Raw genomic sequence first — 21,190 nt, 5'->3', positions numbered from 1 at the left:
GACACGGGCGTGGCCCTGGGCGCCAATCCACATCTCGACGGCGTATTGTTTACGGGTTCGTGCCAGACGGGCATCAGCCTGCACCGCCAGTTCGGCGGCCAGCCGGGCAAGATGCTGGCGCTGGAAATGGGCGGCAACAACGCTTTAGTGGTGTGGGACGTCAAAGACGTGGACGCGGCCGTGCACCACGCGATCTTCTCCGCCTTTGTGTCGGCCGGCCAGCGCTGCACCTGCGCGCGCCGCCTGGTGGTGCAGGATAACGCCTTTGGCGCCGCCTTCGTTGCGCGCCTGGTGGAAGTGGCCGCAAAACTGGGTATCGGCGCTTCCGACGCCCAGCCGCAGCCGTTCATGGGCCCAGTGGTATCGAGCGCCGTGGCAAAACGCCTGGTGCAGGCGCAGGCGGACATGGTCGCCAAGGGCGGCACCACCTTGCTGCAGATGCGCCAGTTGAATCCCGATGCGGGCTTTGTGACGGCCGGCATCGTCGACGTGACTAATGCTGCCGGCATTCCCGACGAAGAGTGGTTCGGCCCGCTGCTGCAAGTGGTTCGCGTGGCCGATTTCAATGCGGCCCTGACGGTGGCCAACGCCACGGAATTCGGCCTGGCAGCAGCGCTGTTGTCCGACGATCCGGCCCTGTGGCAAACCTTCCAGGTACGCGCGCGCGCCGGTATCGTCAACTGGAACCGTCCGACCACGGGCGCGGCCAGCACGGCGCCGTTCGGCGGCATCGGCAAGTCGGGCAACCACCGTCCGAGCGCCTATTACGCGGCCGATTACTGCGCCTATCCGGTCGCCTCGATCGAGAACGGCGCGCTGGAAATGCCGGCCAAGCTGTCGCCCGGCCTGAATTTTTAAGAAGGTTTCATAAGGAATACCCATGCACAGCACGCGCGAATACAATTTTGACGGCCTGGTCGGCCCATCGCATAACTATGCCGGACTCTCGTTCGGCAACGTGGCCTCGTTCAGCAATGTGAAAAGCGCCTCGAATCCGAAGCAGGCCGCCTTGCAGGGCCTGGCCAAGATGCGTGCCCTGGCCGCGCGCGGCTTTGCGCAAGCCTTGCTGCCGCCGCAGGACCGGCCGAATTTCCGCCTGCTGCGCTCCATCGGTTTCACGGGCACGGACGCCGAGGTGCTGGCGCGCGCCTACAAGGAATCCCCGGTGATTCTGGCCTGCGCGTATTCCGCCTCGCCCATGTGGACGGCGAATGCCGCCACGGTCAGCCCGTCGGCGGACACGCAAGACGGCCGCGTGCATTTCACGGCCGCCAACCTGAATAACAAGCTGCACCGCGCCTTCGAGCACGCGCAGTCGGCGCGCAGCCTGCGCGCCATTTTCAGCGACGACAAGCACTTCGCCGTGCATGACGCGCTGCCGTCGACACCGGCCTTTGGCGACGAGGGCGCGGCCAACCACACGCGCCTGGGCGCGAGCCACGGCGCGCCATCCGTTGAATTGTTCGTGTATGGTCGGGTGGAGTTCGACCCGTCCGCGCCGTCGCCGAAGCGCTACCCGGCGCGCCAGACCCTGGAAGCGTCGCAAGCCGTAGCGCGCCTGCATGGCCTGGACGCGAAGCGCACCGTGTACGTGCAGCAGAACCCGGACGTGATCGACCAGGGCGTGTTCCATAACGACGTCATCGCCGTCGGCAACGGCAATGTGCTGTTTTATCACGAGCAGGCGTTTGCCGATGAAGAAGCAAGCTTGTCGCAGCTGCGCCGCGCCGTCGCCGCCACGGGTGCGCAACTGGACGCGCTGCGCGTGGACACGGGCCAGGTGCCGATCCAGGATGCGGTGACCAGCTATCTGTTCAACAGCCAGTTGCTGACGAAAGAAGGCGGCAAGATGGCGCTGGTGATACCGCAGGAATGCCAGGAAAACCGCGCCGTGTCGCGCTACCTGGAAGGCCTGGTGGCCAGCGGTGGACCGATCGACGAACTGATACATTTCGACCTGCGCCAGAGCATGCGCAATGGCGGCGGGCCCGCCTGCCTGCGTTTGCGCGTGGCCCTGACGGAAACCGAGGCGCGCGCCATGCACCAGGGCGTGATCATGACGGAAACGCTGTACCATCGGCTGGTGCAGTGGGTGGAAAAACACTACCGCGACCATCTGGAGCCGGGCGACCTGGCCGACTCGCAGCTGGCGCTGGAAGTGCATGCGGCGCTTGAAGAATTGACGATCATCCTCAACTTACCTGGATTGTACGACTTGTAGGCGATAGAAAAATACACAGAACATCCGAGACAACTATCCGTAGCACAGACAGAATTGGACGGGCGACCCCCGTCTCTTGACACCGCTGCCGCCCAGCCACAAGCCCGAACGACAGCGTTGGACATTCACATTACCGTAATGGAGATGCAAGATGAATCACACGCCACAAGATTTGCGTACACAAACGCTGGAGCTGATTAACGCGGCTGGCAATGCAGGCAAGGCGGCAGCGCCTGTCGTGCAGCTGGTGCAGGCATGGCTCGACTCGCTCGACGCCGAAGATCTGGCCGATATCGCGCCCGACAGCCTGGCGCCCGTGCTGGTCGAGGGCTTCACGCAAGCGGCCAAGCGCACGGGCAGCGGCTGCCAGATCGCCACCCTGCGTTATGCGGATGGCCGTGGCGGCATGGCGAGCGCCTTGCTGATCCTGAACGAAGACATGCCTTACCTGGTCGACTCCATCGTCATGGCCATGCGCCGCCAGCACCTGGCCGTGCGCGGCGTGATGAATACCGTGCTGCCCGTGCGCCGCGCCGCTGACGGCAGCGTCGAAGCGGTGCGCCATTCTGGCGACCCGCTCGAATCGTATGTGCTGGTGCTGCTCGACGAAGAGCTGGCGCCGGAAGCCCTGGCCGCGCTGGTCGCCGCCCTGGAGACGGTCGCGCGCGACGCCGCCATCGTGCGCCGCGATGCCGCCGCCATGAGCGAGCGCCTGGCCGCCGTCGCCACGGCTGCATCGCAGCATGGCGAAGAAGGCGCGGAAGTGGCGGCCTTCCTGGAGTGGGCCCGCAGCGGCGGCTTTGAAGTATTCGGCTACGCCTACTATCGCGTCAAGCCGGGCGTGCGCGAACTGGAACGCGACATTCCTAGCCGCGTCGGCGTGCTGCAGGATACGGCGCACCCGGTCTACGGCACCTGCCTGGCGAACATCCCCGGCGACTTCGACACCCTGGCCAAGCGCGACTCGGCGCTGTCCATCGTCAAGGCCGACGTGGCAGGCACCTTGCACCGCGACCAGCAGCTCGACTTCATCGGCGTGCGCGACATGGATGCGCAAGGCGCGATCCTGGGCGAGCATTGCTTCGTCGGCCTGTTTACCCGTGCCGGCAATTCCACCCCGCTGGCGGCGCTGCCGTTTGCGCGCGGCCGCGTGGCCAAGGTATTGAGCCTGGCCGGCGTGCGCCAGCAAGGCTTCCGTGCCGAAAAATTCCGCGAAATCCTTGAGTCCTTGCCGCGCACGGAAGCGCTGGAAGCGGACCTCGACTGGCTGGCGCAAGTGTGCGGTTCCGTCGTCTCGCTATACAAGCAGCCGCGCACCAAGGTCTTCGCGCGCCGCGACGTGTACGCGCGCCACCTGAACGTGCTGGTCTACCTGCCGCGCGAGCGTTACAGCGCCAGCGTCGCATCGAGCCTGGCAAAAGCCCTGCAAGCCAGTTCCGGCGCCACGCATGTGAGCATGCAAACCCTGGTGGCCGACGGTCCCCTGGCGCGCGTCTACCTGATCGCCCATGCCGCCCGCTACCCGCTGGACCTGGAAACGGATATCGAGCAGCCGCTGCTGAGCGTGCTCGACGGCTGGCATAACGGTTTTGCCGCCGTGGCCGACGCCGTGCCCGACGTGGCCCTGCGCACCAGCCTGCGCAAACTGTGCGCCACGTTACCGCTCGATTACGTGGCCGCCACGGCACCGGCCGTCGCCTTCCGCGACCTCGACACCATCTTGCGCAATACGGATCCATCGCACGTGGCCGTGCGCATCGAGACGGGCGCCGTCACCACGATTCGCCTGTATTCGGCCAACAAGGTGCCGCCGCTGTCGACCATCCTGCCGGCCCTGCACAACGCGGGCGTGGCCATCGACCGTGAACAGGCGTATTCCGTTTCGCTGGCCGACGGCACGCGCTATTTCGTCACCAGCCTGACGGTCGATGCCGCCAGCGCAGCGAAACTGGCGCAGCCATCCGTCGTCGCCGTGGCGCAGGAGTTGTTTGCTTCCCTGTTCAACGACACGGCTGAAGATGGCCGCCTGAATGGCCTCGTCATCGAAGGCGGCCTGTCGACGCGCGAAGTGCAACTGGTGCGCGCCTACACCAGCTACTGGCGCCAGACGGGCAGCCGCTTCTCGGTGCGCTACATTGCCGAAAGCCTGCGCAAGCAGCCGGCCCAGGTCAAAGCCCTGGTCGAAGCGTTCCTGCAGCGCTTCGATCCTTCGCTGTCCGACGCGCAGCATGCACAAGCCCTGGAAAGCATCGCCGCCATCAAGGCTGGCCTGCCCTCCGTGAACCATGCCGATACCGAGGAAATCCTCGGCGCGCTGGCCGACCTGATGGCCGCCACCCTGCGCACCAGCTACTTCCAGAACAATCAACAAGGCGACAAGATCATCTTCAAGTTTGACACCAGCAGCCTGGCGCTGGTGCCGGAACCGCGTCCTTACCGCGAGATTTTCGTCTTCTCGCGTCGCTTCGAAGGCGTGCACCTGCGCGGCGGCCCGGTCGCCCGTGGCGGCTTGCGCTGGTCCGACCGCATGGAAGACTACCGCACGGAAGTGCTGGGTCTGGTGAAAGCGCAGATGGTCAAGAACGCCGTCATCGTGCCGGCCGGCGCGAAGGGCGGTTTTGTCTGCAAGATGATGCCGAAGGACGCCGTGCGTGAAACCATCGCGGCCGAAGGCGAAGCCGTCTACCGCCTGTTCATTTCCAGCCTGCTGGAAGTAACGGACAACCGTTCGCTGGGCAATATCGTTCCGCCAGTCGACACCGTGTGCTTCGATGAAGCCGATCCATACCTCGTGGTGGCCGCCGACAAGGGCACGGCCACGTTCTCGGACATCGCCAACGGCATCGCCGTGCAGCGCGGTTTCTGGCTCGGCGACGCGTTCGCTTCGGGCGGCTCGAATGGCTACGACCACAAGAAACTGGGCATCACCGCCAAGGGCGCGTTCGAAGCCGTGAAGCGCCACTTCTATGAAATGGACCACGACCTGAACACCACCCCGATCACCATGGTCGGCGTGGGCGACATGTCGGGCGACGTGTTCGGCAATGGCGTGTTGCTGTCGCGCCAGCTGAAACTGGTGGCCGCATTCGACCACCGCCACATCTTCCTCGACCCGACACCGGACGTCGCCGTCTCGTTCGAGGAACGTGCGCGCCTGTTCGCCTTGCCGCGCTCCTCGTGGGACGACTACAACAAGGACTTGATCTCGGCAGGCGGCGGCGTGTATCCGCGCTCCGCCCGCACGATCGAACTGTCGCCGCAAATCCGCGCCGCGCTCGATATCGCGGAAACCTCGCTGCCGCCGGAAGAACTGATGCACCGCATCCTGAAGTCGCCCGTGGACCTGTTCTACAACGGCGGCATCGGCACCTACATCAAGGCCTCGACGGAAACGCACGCACAAGTGAAGGACCGCGCAAATGACCACATCCGCGTCAGCGGCAATGAGCTGCGCGTAAAAGTCGTGGCCGAAGGCGGCAACCTCGGTGCGACGCAGGCGGGCCGTATCGAATTCGCGCTGGCCGGTGGCCGCATCTTCACCGATGCGATCGACAATTCGGCTGGCGTGGATTGCTCGGACCATGAAGTGAACGTGAAAATCTGGCTGGACGTGGAAGTCAACGCGGGCAAGCTGACGGAAGAAGAACGCAACCGCGAGCTGTATGCGATGACGGACGACGTCGAACGCCTGGTCTTGCGCGACAACACGCAGCAGACGCATTTGCTGGTGCGCGAGTTGCAGGCGCAAAGCGAAAGCGCGGTGCAGGATGGCTATGCCGCCCTGATCGCCAGCCTGGAAGAAGAGGGCGCCCTGTCGCGCGAACTGGAGCAACTGCCGTCGGTGGCCGAACTGGCACGCCGCAAGCTGGACAACCGTGGCTTGACGACGCCGGAACTGGCGGTGGTGATCGCCAACGTGAAGAACCGCTTCAAGCGCATCCTGTCCGCCTTGCCGTTGACGGGCGAAACGTGGGCCGAGCCGGTGCTCAAGCCTTACTTCCCGTCCTTGCTGGTGGAAACCCGTTCGGCGCTCGATCATCCGCTGGCCAACGCCATCCTGGCGACCGTGCTGGCCAATGAAGTGATCAACCGCTGCGGCCCGCTGATGATCCGCAACCTGGCGGCGGAACACGGCGTGGACGAGTCGGCCGTGATCCTGGCATGGGGCCAGGCCTGGGTGGCGCTGAACCTGGCGCCCGTGTTCGACGCGCTCGATGCGGATGCCTTGACGATTCCACGCGACGTGTCGATCAAGGTCGATGCACAAACGCGCGTGCTGCAGCAAACGATGATCGCCGGCGTGCTGTCCGTGCCGGCCGAGCAATTGCGCGGCGCTGGCCTGGCCGAACTGACACGCCTGTTTAGCGCGGAATCGAAGCGCGAGCTGCTCAAAGCCGTCGGCATCAAGTCGGAAGCGGCACTGGTGCCGGGCTTGACGCCGGCCTTCGTGCAGGCGTGGGATGCGGTCGATGCGCTGGAAGTCGTCGCCGGCTTCCTGTTCCCGGCCCTGTCCGTGCCGCGTCCTGCTTCGATGGACCTGGCTTCCTTCCTGCAAGTGGGCCTGGCCCTGCGCAGCCAGGCAGGCATCGATACCTTGGAACGTGGCCTGAAGCTGGCCGCGCAAGGCAAGTCGCAGGAGCAGTTGCGCAACTACGCGCAGCAAGCCCTGCGCCGCACGCAACAGCGTCTGCTGACGCAGGTGCTGGCGCGCGCCGAGCAAGGTAATGCGGGCCAGGCTGTCGATGCCGTGACGGGCGCGCTGGGCTTGTCGGCGTATGTGGCGGCGACGGAACTGGAGCAAGCCATGCTGGACGTGTGGACCTTGTCGGAAGCCGTGAATAAAATCACGGCGAAAACCCCAGCGGAAGCGGCGGTGTAATGACGCAAGAAGTAACCCAGGTAGTAACGCCGGTAGTGCAGGCGCTGGCGCAGGCCGATTTCAGCGGCGTGGCCCAGTTGTTTTCGGACGCCGGTTTCACGGTGGCCTTGCCGGCGCCCGGCATGCTGCAAGTCGTCAAACCGGGAGCCGGCCGCGCCAGCGTGGCCGTCTCGGTGGGCGTGCATGGCGACGAGACGGGACCGATCGAAGTGCTGGCGCATCTGCTTAACGCCTTGTCGCGCGATGCGTCCGCACTGGCCGTCGACCTGCTTGTCTGCGTGGGCAATGTCGATGCGATCCGGGCCGGCAAGCGTTTTATCGACGCCGACCTCAATCGCATGTTCCGCCCCGTACGGGGCAGCCTGGCGCAAGCGGCGGAAAGCGCGCGCGCCGATGAAATGATCGCCGCGACAACAGCGTTCTTTGCAGCGGCGGGATCTGTGCGCTGGCACCTGGATTTGCACACGGCCATCCGGCCTTCCGTGTATCCCACGTTTGCCATCGTGCCAGACCTGGTGGCCAACGACGCCAAGGCACAGCTGATCGATTGGCTGGGCCAGGCGGCCATCGGCGCCATCATCATGAACCCGCAGTCGGCCGGCACGTACAGCTATTATTCGGCCGAGCATTTCGGCGCGGCCGCCAGCACGGTGGAACTGGGCCGCGTCGGCACCCTGGGGCAGAATGATCTGTCCCTGTTCGACGACGTGTCGCGGGCGCTCGACGGCTTGCTGCGCGGCCTGCCTGCGCAGCCTGTCAAGGCAGCGCCGCACGTGTTCAAGGTGGCGCAGGAAATCATCAAGCACAGCGATGAATTCCGCATGGCTTTTGATCGCAGCACGCAGAACTTCACCTCATTGCCGCAGCACGCCGTGATCGCCAGCGATGGCGACCACGTCTACACGGTGCAGCACGCGGAAGAACTGGTGGTGTTTCCCAACCCGGACGTGCGCGTGGGTTTGCGCGCGGGACTGATGGTGGTGCGCGTCTCCTGATGATCCAGTCATCGTATCGCCTCAGGCGCCAGCCGGGATATCCCGTCTGGCGCTTTTTTTTATGGAAAATGCTACACAGAAATAATTATCCATTAAGCAATCGGTTGATTTAAAATATTTACCCTTTGCAATTTTTTGGACCGACCATGTTGAAACGCCTGCTGACAGCCCTGCTGTGCCTGACCCTCTCCGGCCTGACGGCTGCCGCCCCTGCCGAAGAGAAGGCTGCCGCAACGGAAATGACGGCCGAGCAATTCCTCGCCCAGTTGCACCTGCAGCGCGGCAAGATCACTTTGCCGGGCGGCATCGCCACCTTGGATTTACCCGCCAACTTCCGCTATTTGTCGCCGACGGACGCCGAGCGCGTGCTGGTCGACGCCTGGGGCAATCCACCGGGCATGGAGTCGCTGGGCATGATCGTGCCCGCCAAGACCAGCGTGCTCGAGCGCGACAGCTGGGGCGTGGTGGTGACGTATGAAAAGGAAGGGCATATCAAGGATGACGATGCGGACAGCATCAAGTACGACGAATTGCTCAAGGATATGCAGGCGTCCGTGCTGGAAAACAATGCGGAGCGCAAGAAGCAGGGCTATCCCGGCATTCATCTGATGGGCTGGGCGGAAAAACCCAGCTATGCCAAGGATACGCACAAGCTGTACTGGGCCAAGGATCTGATGGTCGATGGCGGCGAGCACTCGTTGAACTACAACGTGCGCGTGTTGGGCCGCGAAGGCGTGCTGAACCTGAATGCGATCGCCAGCATGCAGCAGATCGCGACGATCAAGAAAGAGATGCAGCAAGTGACGGCGTTCACGGAATTTACCGACGGTAACCGCTACACGGATTTCGACAGCAAGACGGACAAGGTGGCCGAGTATGGCCTGGCGGCGCTGGTGGCCGGTGGCGTGGCCAGCAAGCTGGGCCTGTTTGGCAAACTGCTGGCGCTGCTGCTGGCCTTCAAGAAAGTGCTGATCCTGGCCGTCGTGGGCGGCGGCGCGGCGATCGTCAAGTTTTTCACTGGCAAGCGCAAGGACAAGCCGGCGCCGCAGCCACTGCCGCAGGAGTCTGTTGAACAGCCGGCGCATTTACCGGACGGCAAGGTCAACCTCGACGAGTAAAAGTAACTGAGCCGCTCGGTGCGCTGACGCACACGGGCGCGCTGCCGGAAAACAGTGGCTCGGGTACACTGGCTCATCGTTCACTATCAGGAGTCAGCCATGTCCGTGTCCATGTATCAGGCAACCATTCCCGTCTTCATCCGCGGCTTGCGGGTCGTCTCGGCCCTGCTGGAAAAAGCGCAAGCCCATGTGGAGGAAGACGGCATTGTGCCCGAGATTTTGCTGGGCGCGCAGCTGGCGCCCGACATGCTGGACTTGACGGCGCAGGCGCAGCGCGCCAGCGATACGTCGAAGATGTCGGTCGAACGCCTGAGCGGCGTGCCGGCGCCGAAGTTCGAGGATAACGAAGCGTCGTTCGAGCAGCTGCAGGAACGCATCGCCAACACCATTGCCTACATCGACAGCGTGAATGCGGGCCAGATGGCGGGCAGCGCGCAGAAGGAAGTCGTGCTGAACTGGACGGACGAGGGGACAAAGTTCTCGGGAGATGACTACCTGCTCAGCTTTGCCTTGCCGAACTTCTATTTCCACGTTTCCATGGTCCACGCCATCCTGAGAAACAATGGCGTGACCGTGGGTAAGCTCGATTATCTTGGTCCTTACGATTAACGTTGCGGCTGTTGTTCCACCTGGTTCTGCACCGCATTGCCCAGCATGCCGCCGCCGATCACGCCGGCCACCGTTGCCAGCGCCTTGCCGCGGCCGCCACCTACCTGATTGCCGATCAAGCCGCCGATGACGGCGCCCGTGCCGATGCCCACGTAGTTCGGTTGTGCCGGTGCCGGCGCAGGTATTGGCTGCTGCTGGCGTGCCGGTTCGCGGTAGGCCGTGTCGCGGTAGCCATCATTGTTGTCATTGTAGGCAGGGCGCGCTTGCGCCACTTGCGTGTGGTGCACGACGCGCTTGTGCACGACGGGCGCCGGGGCTGGTGCCGGGGCCGCTTGTGCGACGACAGGCGCGGCCACCGGCGCAGTCACGGGCGCTGCCAGGGCGGCGGCGCTGGCCGGCGTCATGGCGGCCACGTCGGCAGGCACGGCAGGCACATTCGCCCGCGAATTGGGCAGGATGCCGGCGATGGACGCCGCGCCGACCAGGCACAGGACCGTCACGGAAATGGCGGCGCCGGCCATCAAAGGGTGGATGCGGCTGGCGGTAGTCGTCGTGTTCATGTGTTCTCCTGGGGTGGTACTGCGGGTGTTATTGATGTGTCCAGATTAGCGGCCCCGCCCGCGCAAGGCTAGCCCTTGCGCTGTATCAAACGTAAGCAGGTGTAAGCCGCGCTTTCCAAAGCACAGTAGAATCGGTGCTTCCCCTTTTCCGGAGTCCGCCATGAGCCAGCTATTCACGCCGTATGCACTGGGACCGCTGCAGGTGGCCAACCGCATCGCCATCGCGCCCATGTGCCAGTACTCGGCCGACAACGGCAACGCCACCGACTGGCACATGATCCACCTGGGCCATCTGGCCCTGTCCGGCGCGGGCTTGCTGATGACGGAAGCGACGGCTGTCTCACCCGAGGGACGCATCTCGGCCGAGGACCTGGGCCTGTGGTCGGATGCGAATCAGGCTGCGCTGGCCAAGGTGGTGCAGGCCATCCGCCGCCATGCGCCGATTCCGCTGGTGGTGCAGTTGGGCCATGCGGGACGCAAGGCGTCGAGCCGCGCGCCATGGCAGGGCGGCGCCTGCGTGCACCTGGCCGAAGGCGGCTGGCAAACGGTGGCCCCGTCCGCCATCGCCCATGCACCGGGCGAAACCGTGCCGATCGCGCTCGACGAGATGGGCTTGCTGCAAGTGAAGGGCGCCTTTGTCGCGGCCGCCCAGCGCGTGCATGCGCTCGGCATCGAAGGCATCGAATTGCATGCGGCGCACGGTTATCTGCTGCACCAGTTTTTGTCGCCGCTGGCCAACCAGCGCACGGATGCGTATGGCGGCAGCCTGGAAAACCGCATGCGCTTTCCGCTGGAAGTGTATGAGGCCGTGCGCGCCGCCGTGCCTGCCTCGGTAGCCGTGGGTGTGCGCATTTCCGCCACCGACTGGGTCGAAGGCGGCTGGGAAATCGAGCAAAGCGTGCGTTTCGCGCAGGAACTCAAGCAGCTGGGCGCCGACTTCATCCACGTCTCCAGCGGCGGCATTTCGCCGCAGCAGCAAATTCCCGTGAGCCCGGGCTATCAGGTGGCGTTCGCCGAACGCATCAAGCGCGACAGCGGTTTGCCTACCATCAGCGTGGGTCTGATCACGGAAGCGCAGCAGGCGGAAGACATCATCGCCAACGGCCAGTCCGACATGGTGGCGCTGGCGCGCGCCATCCTGTTCGACCCGCGCTGGCCCTGGCATGCTGCGGCCCAGCTGGGCGCGCAAGTGTCGGCGCCGCCGCAGTACTGGCGCTCGCAGCCGCGCGAATTCAAGAACCTGTTCGGCGACACGACCCTGGGGCAGCGCTAAGGGAACGGCTCTGCTACACTGACGCTTCTTCCCCATTTCTCCAGGACGCTTCGACATGCGCCATTGATACTGCCGTGCTGTGCACGGCCTCGCCCATCCCGCCACAGCGCATAGCGCCGCGCGGGTTCGCCAGCCTTGCTCAAGGAGTATCCATGCCCGCATTACTACAACTCGACCGTCTGTCCTTCGTGCTGCCCGATGGCCGCGCCCTGTTTTCCGATTTGCAATTTGGCTTTGCCCCGCAACGTATCGGCCTCGTCGGCGATAACGGCGTGGGCAAGAGCGTGCTGGCGCGCCTGCTGGCGGGCCAGGCGCCGCCGTCTTCCGGCGCCGTGCGTTGCGACGGCAGCGTGCATTACGTGGCGCAGGAACTCGATCCTGAGCGCTATCCCAGCGTGGCGGCCTTGGCCGGCATGGACGACTTGCTGGCCGCGCTAGCGCGCATCGCGGCAGGCAGTGTCGACGAAGCCGATTACGCTCTCGTGGGAGATCGCTGGGATGCCCACGCCCGTTTGCGCCAGGCGCTCGATGCGCTCGATTTGCATCATGTGGATGCCGCTACGCCAACGGCAAGCCTGAGCGGCGGCGAGCGCCAGCGCGTCGCCCTGCAGGGCGCCTGGTTGTCGCAGGCGGACTGGCTGGTGCTCGATGAACCGAGCAACCATCTCGACGTGCAGCAGCGCGCCCGCCTGGTGGCGCAGATGGCGCGCTGGCCGGGCGGCTTGCTGCTGGTCAGCCATGATCGCGGCTTGCTCGAGCACGTCGATGCAATCGTCGAGCTGTCGAGCCATGGCTTGCGCAGCTATGGCGGCAATTACGCGATGTATGCGCAGCAACGCGCGCTGGAACAGGCCGGTTTTGCGGCCGCGCTGCAGGCGGAAAAGGCGGGTGCCAAACGCGAACAGCGCGAGGCGCAGCAGCAGGCCGAACGGCAGCAGAAACGGGTGGTGCGTGGTGAAAAGGACGGCCGCGAAGGCAATCAGAGCAAGCTGCTGCTCGACGCAAAAAAGGAGAAAAGCCAGGATAGCCAGGGCAAGCTGCGCCTGCGCGCGCAAGAGGCGCAGCAGGCGCGCCAGCAAAGGGTGATGGACGCCAGCGCCCGCTGCGCGCCCGAGATGGAGCGGCTGCTGCTGGCGCCCGACAGTGCCGTGCCGAATGGCAAGCTGATCCTGGAATTGCGCGATCTGGTCTTGCCCTATGGCCAAGCCCAGCCTGTGAGCCTGGTCATCAGTGGGCCGCGCCGCCTGGCAGTGACGGGCAATAACGGCAGCGGCAAGTCGACCCTGCTGCGCGTGGTCGCCGGGCAACTGGCGCCCGCCGGCGGCGAGCTACTGTGCCATGCACGGGTGGGCTGGCTGGACCAGCATGCGGGACTGCAAGACGGCGAGCGCAGCGCCGTGCAGCGCTTGCAGGCACGCAACAGCATCGTGCCGGAAGGCGAGCTGCGCACGCGGCTGGCGCTGCTGGGCATTGCCGGCGCGCGCGCCACCATGCCCAGCCAGCTGCTCAGCGGCGGCGAGCGCCTGAAGGTGGCGCTGGCGGCCGAACTGTATGCGCAGGCGCCGCCGCAACTGTTGCTGTTAGATGAGCCCGACAATCATCTGGACCTGGCCAGCCTGCAGGCGCTGGAGCAGATGCTGCTGCAATATCAGGGCGCGTTACTTGTGGTTTCGCACGACCAGGCATTTCTGAAGGCGATAAACCTTGACCCGAAGGGCTTGACATTGCACAAGTGACAATTTAATGAAAAAAGTCACGCTCGATGCCTGTAGGGCATGCTTCATGAACCGATGCTGAATTTTGTTTGATTGCCGGTATAATCCACTGAATAACCGGGCCTATTTGTGAACTAAAACTGCTGGTTCACCAATATGATGACGTTTAATCTGGCACTGTTGTCGGTCACTACCGCGCTGCCAGGGCGTCATCCTGCGTGCCCTGCCGTGCATGAATTTTGGTTTCGCTTATATTGTTTTCTTGGAGAAATAGCATGTCGTTTTACGAAAAAATCAAAGCCCTCAACATCGAACTGCCAGTCGTTGCCGCACCAGCTGCCGCCTACGTGATGCATGCCCGCACGGGCAACACCGTCTTCCTGTCCGGGCACCTGGCCAAGAAGGATGGCAAGGTCTGGGTTGGCCAACTGGGCAAGGACGTCACCACGGAAGAAGGCAAGATCGCCGCGCGCGGCATCGCCATCGAACTGATCGCGACCCTGCAAGACGCGTGCGGCGGCGACTTGAACAAGGTCAAGCGCATCGTCAAGGTCATGAGCCTGGTCAATTCCACCTCCGAATTCACGGAACAGCACCTGGTGACCAATGGCGCCTCGGAACTGTTCGTCGAAGTCTTCGGCGACAGCGGCAAGCATGCGCGCTCCGCCTTCGGCGTGGCGCAAATCCCGCTGGGCGCTTGCGTCGAGATCGAGCTGATCGCCGAACTGGCCTAATCATCTGAGCATGCCGGCGCTTGCCGCCGGCGCGCCTTTTCCTCCTTTCCAGCAAGAGCGGAACCGCCATTGGGGTGGAGGGATCGGTGTATTCAAGAAAAAAACGGAGACACGTAATGAAAACGACTGAACAAGGCTTGCACCGCGGCCTGGGCGAGCGGCAGATCCGCCTGATGGCGCTGGGCGCCGCGATTGGCGTGGGCCTGTTTTTGGGTTCGGGCAACGCGATCAAGATGGCCGGTCCCGGCATCATGCTGTCGTACATCATCGGTGGCGCGGTCATCTTCATGATCATGCGCGCACTGGGCGAAATGGCCGTGCATAATCCGGTCGCCGGCTCCTTCAGCCGCTATGCCCAGGATTACCTGGGACCCCTGCAAGGCTATCTGACGGGCTGGAACTACTGGTTCCTGTGGCTGGTCACGTGCGTGGCGGAAATTACCGCCGTCGCCATCTACATGGGTATCTGGTTCCCCGACGTGCCGCGCTGGATCTGGGCCCTGGCGGCCCTGGGTTCCATGGGCGCCATCAACTTGCTGGCCGTGAAAGCCTACGGCGAGTTTGAGTTCTGGTTCGCCCTGATCAAGGTCGTCACCATCATCCTGATGATCGTCGGCGGCACGGGCATGATCATCTTCGGTCTGGGCAACGACGGCGTGGCCATCGGCATCTCGAACCTGTGGACGCATGGCGGCTTCTTCCCGAATGGCGCGCAGGGCGTGCTGATGTCGTTGCAGATGGTGATGTTTGCCTACCTGGGCGTGGAAATGATCGGCCTGACGGCTGGCGAAGCGGCGAACCCGAAGAAATCGATTCCCGACGCCATCAATTCCGTGTTCTGGCGCATTCTGATTTTCTATGTCGGCGCCTTGTTCGTCATCCTGTCGATCTACCCATGGAATGAAATCGGCACCACCGGCAGCCCCTTCGTCATGACGTTCGAACGCCTGGGCATCAAGACGGCCGCCGGCATCATCAACTTCGTCGTGCTGACGGCAGCCTTGTCGTCGTGCAATGGCGGCATCTTCAGCACGGGCCGCATGCTGTACAACCTGGCGCTGCAAGGCCAGGCGCCGAAGGCGTTTGCGGAAACCACGGCCAGCGGCGTACCGCGCCGCGCCATCCTCGTGTCCGTCTTCGCGCTGCTGCTGGGCGTGCTGCTGAACTACCTGGTGCCGGAAAAAGTGTTTATTTGGGTCACCTCGATTTCCACCTTCGGCGCCGTCTGGACCTGGGGCGTGATCCTCGTCACGCAAATCCAGTTCCGCAAGACCTTGACACCGCTGGAAATCAAGAACCTGGCCTTCCGCATGCCGTTCGCGCCCTACGGTTCCTGGATTTCGCTGGCTTTCCTGGCGCTGGTGATCGGCCTGATGGCGTATTTCCCCGATACGCGCATCGCCCTGATGGTGGGACCGGCCTGGCTGATCCTGCTGACGGTGCTGTACTACGCGCTGGGCCTGGCGCCGAAAGAGCGCCGCGACGACGTGCCGCAAGGCTACGAAGCAGGCTGGCCGCCGGCCGATGTGCCACACGGCAAGAAGTAATTCAGCTGAACTGAGCTGAACCAGAAGCGCGCCCCTGCCCCTGCAGCGGCGCGCTTTTTCTTTCATCTCGGCAATCTCACGCCCCGCTAGCGCCGATGCGCATTACGCGGCGCACGCTTGGCGTTGTTTCCTTGCATCAAAGTTCTGTTTAGCTGAGCCGATGAAAGCCCTATAATCGCTTAGTTTTTAAAATGGACGCGATCTTTCCGGTTTTCTGCCAGGTAGGGCCGGAGCGCTATTTGTTTTTACCCGTCATACGAAAGACGTATGCCTCATAAAGGAATGCTAGTGAGCCAAACCCTGGTCCAGAAAATTTGCCGCACCAAGCCGATCGATACCACGGTCGAATATGGTGAAGGCCTCAGCAGCAGTGGTTTGAGCCGGTCCATCGGCCTGTTTTCCCTCACCATGATCGGCGTCGGCGCCACCATCGGCACGGGCATTTTCTTTACCATGGTCGAAGCCGTTCCCAAGGCGGGTCCTTCGGTCGTCCTGTCTTTCCTGATCGCCGCCATCACGGCCGGCCTGACGGCCTTGTGCTATGCGGAATTGTCGTTCCGTATTCCCGCCTCCGGCTCCTCGTATTCGTTTGCCTACGCCACCGTGGGCGAGTTTCTTGCCTTCATCATGGCCGCCTGCTTGCTGCTCGAATACGGCTTGGCGGGCAGTGCCGTGGCCATCGGCTGGTCGTCCTACCTGAACAACTTCCTGGAAAATGCGTTTGGCTGGCACATTCCCGAGATGCTGCGCACGCCGATGATCGTTTCCGGCCCGCACGGCATGGAATTTCATGCCGGCCACATCAACTTGCCGCCGATCTTTTTGATCTGCATGTGCGGCTTCCTGCTGTTGCGTGGCGCCAAGGAATCGGCCCTGATGAACGCCATCATGGTCGTCATCAAGCTGTCCATCCTCGTATTCTTCATTGCCATTGCCTTCTCCGGCTTCAATGCGGACAACTTCGTGCCCTTCTTCAATACCGACAATAGCAAGGGCTTTGCCGGCATGACGGGCGTGACGGCGGCGGCCGGCACCGTCTTCTTCTCCTTCATCGGCCTCGATACGGTGGCCACGGCGGGCGACGAAGTGAAAGACCCCAAGCGCAATGTGCCGCGCGGCATCCTGTATGGCTTGCTGATCGTCACCGTGTTCTATTTGCTGGTGGCCGTGGCCGCCCTCGGTGCGCAGCAAGCGAAATTGTTCGAAGGCCAGGAAGCGGGCCTGGCGGTGATCCTGCAAAACGTGACGGGCAAGACCTGGCCCGCGCTGGTGTTGTCGGCCGGCGCCGTCATTTCCGTCTTCAGCGTGACCCTGGTGACGATCTACGGCCAGACGCGCATCCTGTTTGCCGTCAGCCGCGATGGCCTGATCCCGAAATCGTTCCAGAAGATCCACCCGCGCACCCTGGTGCCGGTCAGCAATACCATCATCGTTTGCCTCGTCGTGGCCGTGGTGGCGGGTTCCATCGATGCGACTTACCTGTGGGACATGGTCAGCATCGGTACCCTGACGGCCTTCATGGTGGTCTCGATCGCCGTGCCCGTGCTGCGCCACAAACAGGGCGCCAACCGCATCGAAGGCTTCAGCGTGCCGTTCGGACCATACGTGATTCCTGGCCTGAGCGTACTCGCCTGCCTGTACATCATGCGCGATTTGCCGCATACGACGTTTGTCGTGTTTAGTATCTGGATGACGGTGACGGTGGCCATTTACTTCCTGTACAGCATGCGGCATTCGCACCTGGGCAAGAAGGCCCGCTAATGCAGTCTGTTCCATCCAAAACCGCCGCGCTTGCCGGCGGTTTTTTTTATGTCTAACCGGAATTTACATGATGAAAATAACTGATTTGGCCGCCTGCGGCGTGCTGGCAAGCAGCCTTCTGGGCGCCACGGTACAGGCCGCTCCTGCCGCCGGGCCGGCATTGCGCGATTACCGCGCCGTAGCCCTGTCCGCCGATGGCCGGCGCGTCGCCGCCATCGAATCGAACAAGGCGGGCGAGCAAGCGCAGCGCCCGCACGCAGCCATCGTCGTGCGCGACGCCGCCAACGGCGCCATCGTGCAGCAATTCGACCCATGTGCCGTGTGTTCCTACGACAAGCCCAGCTGGTCGCCCGATGGCAGGCAGCTGGCCTTCATCGGCTACGATGCCAAGGCGGGCACGGCGCAGCTGTACCTGGCCACCCTGTCGCAGGCGCCAGTGCGGATGTTGACCAGCATCAAGGGCGTGGCCAGCACGGCGCGCTGGTCGCCGGACGGCAAGCAGGTCGCCTTGCTCGCGACGGTGGGCGCGCGCAAGCTGGCCGGCGCCGTCGAGGCGGGCGCGCGCCAGGTGGGCGAAGTGGGCAGCGAAGACGACGCCCAGCGCATCGCCGTCGTGCCTGCCAGCGGCGGCGAACCGCGTCTGCTGTCGCCCGCCGACACCTATGTGTATGAATACAGCTGGACGCCCGATGGCCGCGGCTTTGTCGCCACCAGCGCGCAGGGCAATGGCGACAGCAACTGGTGGGTCGCCAAGCTCAGCCATATCGATGCGGCTACGGGTGCCCTGCGCGTGATCGCGTCACCGGCCATGCAGCTGAACCTGCCCTCGGTTTCGCCCGATGGCAAGACGGTGGTCTTCATCGGCGGGCTGATGAGCGATTTCGGCTCCATCGGCGGCGATATCTACACGGTGCCCTTGGCCGGCGGCACGCCGCGCAATCTCACATCCGACTACCGCGGCACCTTCAATGGCGTCGTCTGGCGCGGCGCCGGCTTGCTGGCGACGGCCCTGATCGATTCGCAGCTGGCGCTGGTGCCCGTCGATGCGCAGACCGGCCCCAGCCAACCTGTGATGCTCGGTGAGCTCAGCAGCAGCGGCAGCGATGGCCGCTTGTCGTTCAGCGCAGACGGCTTGCAAGCGGCTGCCGCACAGGAAGATTTTACGCACGCTGCCTACCTGGTGGCGGGGCCGGTGGGCCATCTGAAAAAGATCACGCGCGACAATGACGGCTTTGCGCCGCAGCTGACGGTGCAGAACGTGGGCTGGAACAACGAACAATACAAGGTGCAGGGCTGGCTGCTGGGGCCGTTGAAGACGGACGCCGGCAAGCGCCACCCGATGGTCGTCAACGTGCATGGCGGGCCCGGCGCGGCTGCCTCGCCCCGTTACGTGGGAGCGGGCACCCTGATCCACGAATTGACGCAAAAAGGCTATTTCGTCTTCCTGCCCAATCCGCGCGGCAGCTTTGGCCAGGGCCAGGCTTTTACGCGCGCTAACATGGCGGACTTTGGCGGCGGCGACTGGCGCGACATCCTGGCTGGCATCGATGCCGTGCAAACAGTGGCGCCCGTCGACGGCCAGCGCCTGGGCCTGATCGGCCATTCGTATGGCGGCTTCATGACCATGTGGGGCGTCACGCACAGCAACCGTTTCAAGGCGGCCGTGGCGGGCGCGGGCGTGTCGAACTGGATCAGCTATTACGGACAGAACGGGATCAACCAGTGGATGATCCCGTTCTTTGGCGCCTCCGCCTATGACGATCCGGCTGTCTACCGCAAGGCGTCGCCGATCGAATCGATCAAGGCGGCCAGGACGCCGACCCTGATCTACGTGGGCGAGCGCGACGTGGAAACGCCGGCCGCCCAGTCGCTGGAATTCTGGCACGGCTTGCGCGCCATGGGCGTGCCGTCCAGCCTGTTCATCTACGACGGCGAAGGCCATTCCTTCCGCAAGCCCGAACACCAGCGCGACTTGCAGAAACGTACCATCGGCTGGTTCGAGCGTTACCTCAAGTAGGTCGCTTATACATCCAGGCGCAGCTGCAAGCCTGTTTCCGTGTACGTTGGCGTCACCTTGAAACCATCGACCGTGATGCTGTCGAACTTGCCTTTCAGGCTGGCGGCCTGCAGCACGGTCAGGGTGTCGCCGGCGGCCGGCTTGTAGCCGTTCTGGAACGTCACCTTCAGGCTGCCACCCGCCACCGTCATCTGGCCGGCCACGCTCAGGCGGCCTTGCTGTCCGCTGCCCAGCTTTAATTCCAGGTTGCCGTTGGCCAGCTGCGTGTACTTGCCGGCCAGCGCCAGGCCGGACTGGGCATTGCTGACCAGGGTGCCGCCGCTGACATACACGTCGCCCTTGCCGAAGGCCGTGGCAGACAAGCCTTCCAGGCGGCCCCCTTCCAGCTGCGTGCCGCCGCTCCAGCTATTGTTGCCGCCCAGCTTCAGGGTGCCCGTGCCTTGCTTGTTCAGCTTGCCTGTGCCGCCGATGTCGTTGCGCCAGCGGTCGACGGCGTAGAAGCCGCCCTTGGCCGCATCCATGCTGATGACGACATTGCCCGTGAAGACGGCATAGCCATCGGCGGCGGCAAACAGGTTTAAGCGGCCCCAGCCTTCTGCATCGTCCATCACCGGGTAGCCCGATGGCAAGGCCGTTGTTTTCAGCACCATGCGGCGCTGCGCATCGGACAGATACGGCAAACGCGTTTCCAGCAGCACTTCCGCGCCTTTCGGCACGACGGCCGGCGCATTGGCGGCGCCCGTCTGCGCGAAATCGAAGGTCAGGCGGCGGATATAGGCGGCCTTGGTGCTGGCGTAGTCCGCAAAGCGGTCGTTGGCGCCGGTGCCCGAATGGGCGTAGTCGTAGAAGGTGTCGGCCGTGGTGCCGGTTTTCGCCATCAGGGTCGTGTGCGCCTGCGTCACGGCGGCGGCCTTGGTGGCGGCCGTGGCCGGGTCGAGCAGGTTGGCGGCGACGATGGCTTGTGCCTGCACGCGGCCGCTGATCACGTCGAGCGGCGAATGCATGCCGGCGATGATGCGGTTTTCACCCAGTTCCAGTCCGCGCGCCACCATTTCCTGGTAGCGCTCGGGCAAGGCATACGCCATGCCCAGCGCGCCGCGCACGGCTTCGGCCGAGTGGCCGCTGGTAAAGCCGCCATCGGTGGCGGGCGTGGCGCTCCGGGCCGGCAGCAGGGCCGGGATCACGGCCACGTTGCTGCTCCAGCGGAAGGGGCGCGCATATTTGTAGAAGCGCTTGGCCGGTTCTGTCGAGCCATTGTTGCCCATGGCGTTGACGAGGCCCACCACATTGCCGAACTCGGCATTGGCGCTGCCCGCCACGCCCGTGTTGCTGCCGCTGTCGTTGTAGAGTTTGCTTGTCGCGTCCGGCGCGATGTCGGTGATGCTGGTGGTCTGGCGCGCCGCGCTGCGCCAGGCGTCCGTCAGCGGACCCATGCCGTCGGTGATGCTGTAGCCCTTGCCGCGGCGGTCATCGAGGTAGGCGGCCAGTTCCTGCGCGGGGGTGCGGCTGGTCGTGGCTTTGACGACGAAATCGATGTTGGCATTGTGCACGCTGGCATTGACGATGGTGCCGCCCGGCGTGCCATCGTTGGGCACGCCCGTCCAGGCGGAAGGCACGACCGCGGGGAAGCCGTCCACGGCCGGCGCCGAGACGCCGGCATCGACGATTTCCGTCAACGGTTTCCAGATGTCGAGCATGCCGGCCAGTACGCGCACGCCCGCATTCGTGGCGGCCGTGGCGTAGCGCGCGTCGCCGCGCTGG

14 protein-coding genes are annotated in these 21,190 nt (G+C 64.1%); 12 read left to right on the top strand and 2 right to left on the bottom strand.

All coding sequences use genetic code 11. The features are described from left to right. The 6 genes from ASN89_RS04095 to ASN89_RS04070 all read left to right on the top strand — a co-directional run. A partial coding sequence (locus ASN89_RS04095; protein WP_152988434.1) for an aldehyde dehydrogenase family protein occupies positions 1 to 858 on the top strand: 858 nt, incomplete at its 5' end. 22 nt (positions 859 to 880) lie between these two features. After that, positions 881 to 2,221 (top strand): N-succinylarginine dihydrolase, encoded by a 1,341-nt coding sequence (gene astB / locus ASN89_RS04090; protein WP_058048372.1) that lies wholly within the window; start codon positions 881 to 883, stop codon positions 2,219 to 2,221. 151 nt (positions 2,222 to 2,372) lie between these two features. Beyond that, the gene (locus tag ASN89_RS04085) at positions 2,373 to 7,100 is read left to right on the top strand and encodes an NAD-glutamate dehydrogenase domain-containing protein (protein WP_058048371.1); all 4,728 of its coding nucleotides are present in this window, start codon (positions 2,373 to 2,375) and stop codon (positions 7,098 to 7,100) included. Beyond that, positions 7,100 to 8,095 (top strand): succinylglutamate desuccinylase, encoded by a 996-nt coding sequence (locus ASN89_RS04080; protein ID WP_058048370.1) that lies wholly within the window; start codon positions 7,100 to 7,102, stop codon positions 8,093 to 8,095. The genes ASN89_RS04085 and ASN89_RS04080 overlap by 1 nt, the downstream gene beginning before the upstream one ends. Positions 8,096 to 8,241: 146 nt before the next feature. Further along, on the top strand, positions 8,242 to 9,213 hold the full coding sequence (locus ASN89_RS04075) for a DUF2167 domain-containing protein (RefSeq protein ID WP_082654385.1): 972 nt from the start codon (positions 8,242 to 8,244) through the stop codon (positions 9,211 to 9,213). 99 nt (positions 9,214 to 9,312) lie between these two features. Next, positions 9,313 to 9,822: a DUF1993 family protein gene (locus ASN89_RS04070; protein WP_058048369.1), complete on the top strand. Its 510-nt coding sequence runs from the start codon at positions 9,313 to 9,315 to the stop codon at positions 9,820 to 9,822. Here ASN89_RS04070 and ASN89_RS04065 read toward each other — a convergent pair. Then, complete coding sequence (locus ASN89_RS04065) at positions 9,819 to 10,382, bottom strand: glycine zipper 2TM domain-containing protein (RefSeq protein ID WP_058048368.1); 564 nt, start codon at positions 10,380 to 10,382, stop codon at positions 9,819 to 9,821. The genes ASN89_RS04070 and ASN89_RS04065 overlap by 4 nt on opposite strands. Positions 10,383 to 10,542: 160 nt before the next feature. Between ASN89_RS04065 and ASN89_RS04060 the strand changes: the two genes are divergently transcribed. The 6 genes from ASN89_RS04060 (at position 10,543) to ASN89_RS04035 (ending at position 19,429) form a co-directional block, all read left to right on the top strand. Continuing rightward, entirely contained in the window at positions 10,543 to 11,655 is a 1,113-nt protein-coding gene (locus ASN89_RS04060) for an NADH:flavin oxidoreductase/NADH oxidase (protein ID WP_058048367.1), read from the top strand. 152 nt (positions 11,656 to 11,807) lie between these two features. After that, positions 11,808 to 13,391 carry an ATP-binding cassette domain-containing protein gene (locus ASN89_RS04055; RefSeq protein WP_058048366.1) on the top strand — a complete coding sequence of 528 codons (1,584 nt, stop codon included), beginning with the start codon at positions 11,808 to 11,810 and terminating at the stop codon, positions 13,389 to 13,391. A gap of 254 nt (positions 13,392 to 13,645) precedes the next feature. Next, positions 13,646 to 14,104 carry a RidA family protein gene (locus ASN89_RS04050; protein ID WP_058048365.1) on the top strand — a complete coding sequence of 153 codons (459 nt, stop codon included), beginning with the start codon at positions 13,646 to 13,648 and terminating at the stop codon, positions 14,102 to 14,104. A 116-nt stretch (positions 14,105 to 14,220) separates the two neighbouring features. After that, on the top strand, positions 14,221 to 15,651 hold the full coding sequence (locus ASN89_RS04045) for an amino acid permease (protein WP_058048364.1): 1,431 nt from the start codon (positions 14,221 to 14,223) through the stop codon (positions 15,649 to 15,651). A gap of 288 nt (positions 15,652 to 15,939) precedes the next feature. Next, positions 15,940 to 17,412, top strand: coding sequence for an amino acid permease (locus tag ASN89_RS04040; RefSeq protein WP_072457304.1), 1,473 nt, complete (start codon positions 15,940 to 15,942; stop codon positions 17,410 to 17,412). Positions 17,413 to 17,479: 67 nt separating this feature from the next. Next, on the top strand, positions 17,480 to 19,429 hold the full coding sequence (locus tag ASN89_RS04035; protein ID WP_235501843.1) for a S9 family peptidase: 1,950 nt from the start codon (positions 17,480 to 17,482) through the stop codon (positions 19,427 to 19,429). A gap of 5 nt (positions 19,430 to 19,434) precedes the next feature. Here ASN89_RS04035 and ASN89_RS04030 read toward each other — a convergent pair. After that, the coding region (locus tag ASN89_RS04030) for an acid phosphatase (RefSeq protein ID WP_058048363.1) at positions 19,435 to 21,190 on the bottom strand (1,756 nt) is incomplete at its 5' end.

It is taken from the genome of Janthinobacterium sp. Ant5-2-1, from assembly GCF_001445815.1.
In the GTDB taxonomy this organism is placed as follows: domain Bacteria; phylum Pseudomonadota; class Gammaproteobacteria; order Burkholderiales; family Burkholderiaceae_D; genus Janthinobacterium; species Janthinobacterium lividum_E.
This window is presented reverse-complemented; position numbering and strand designations above follow the sequence as displayed.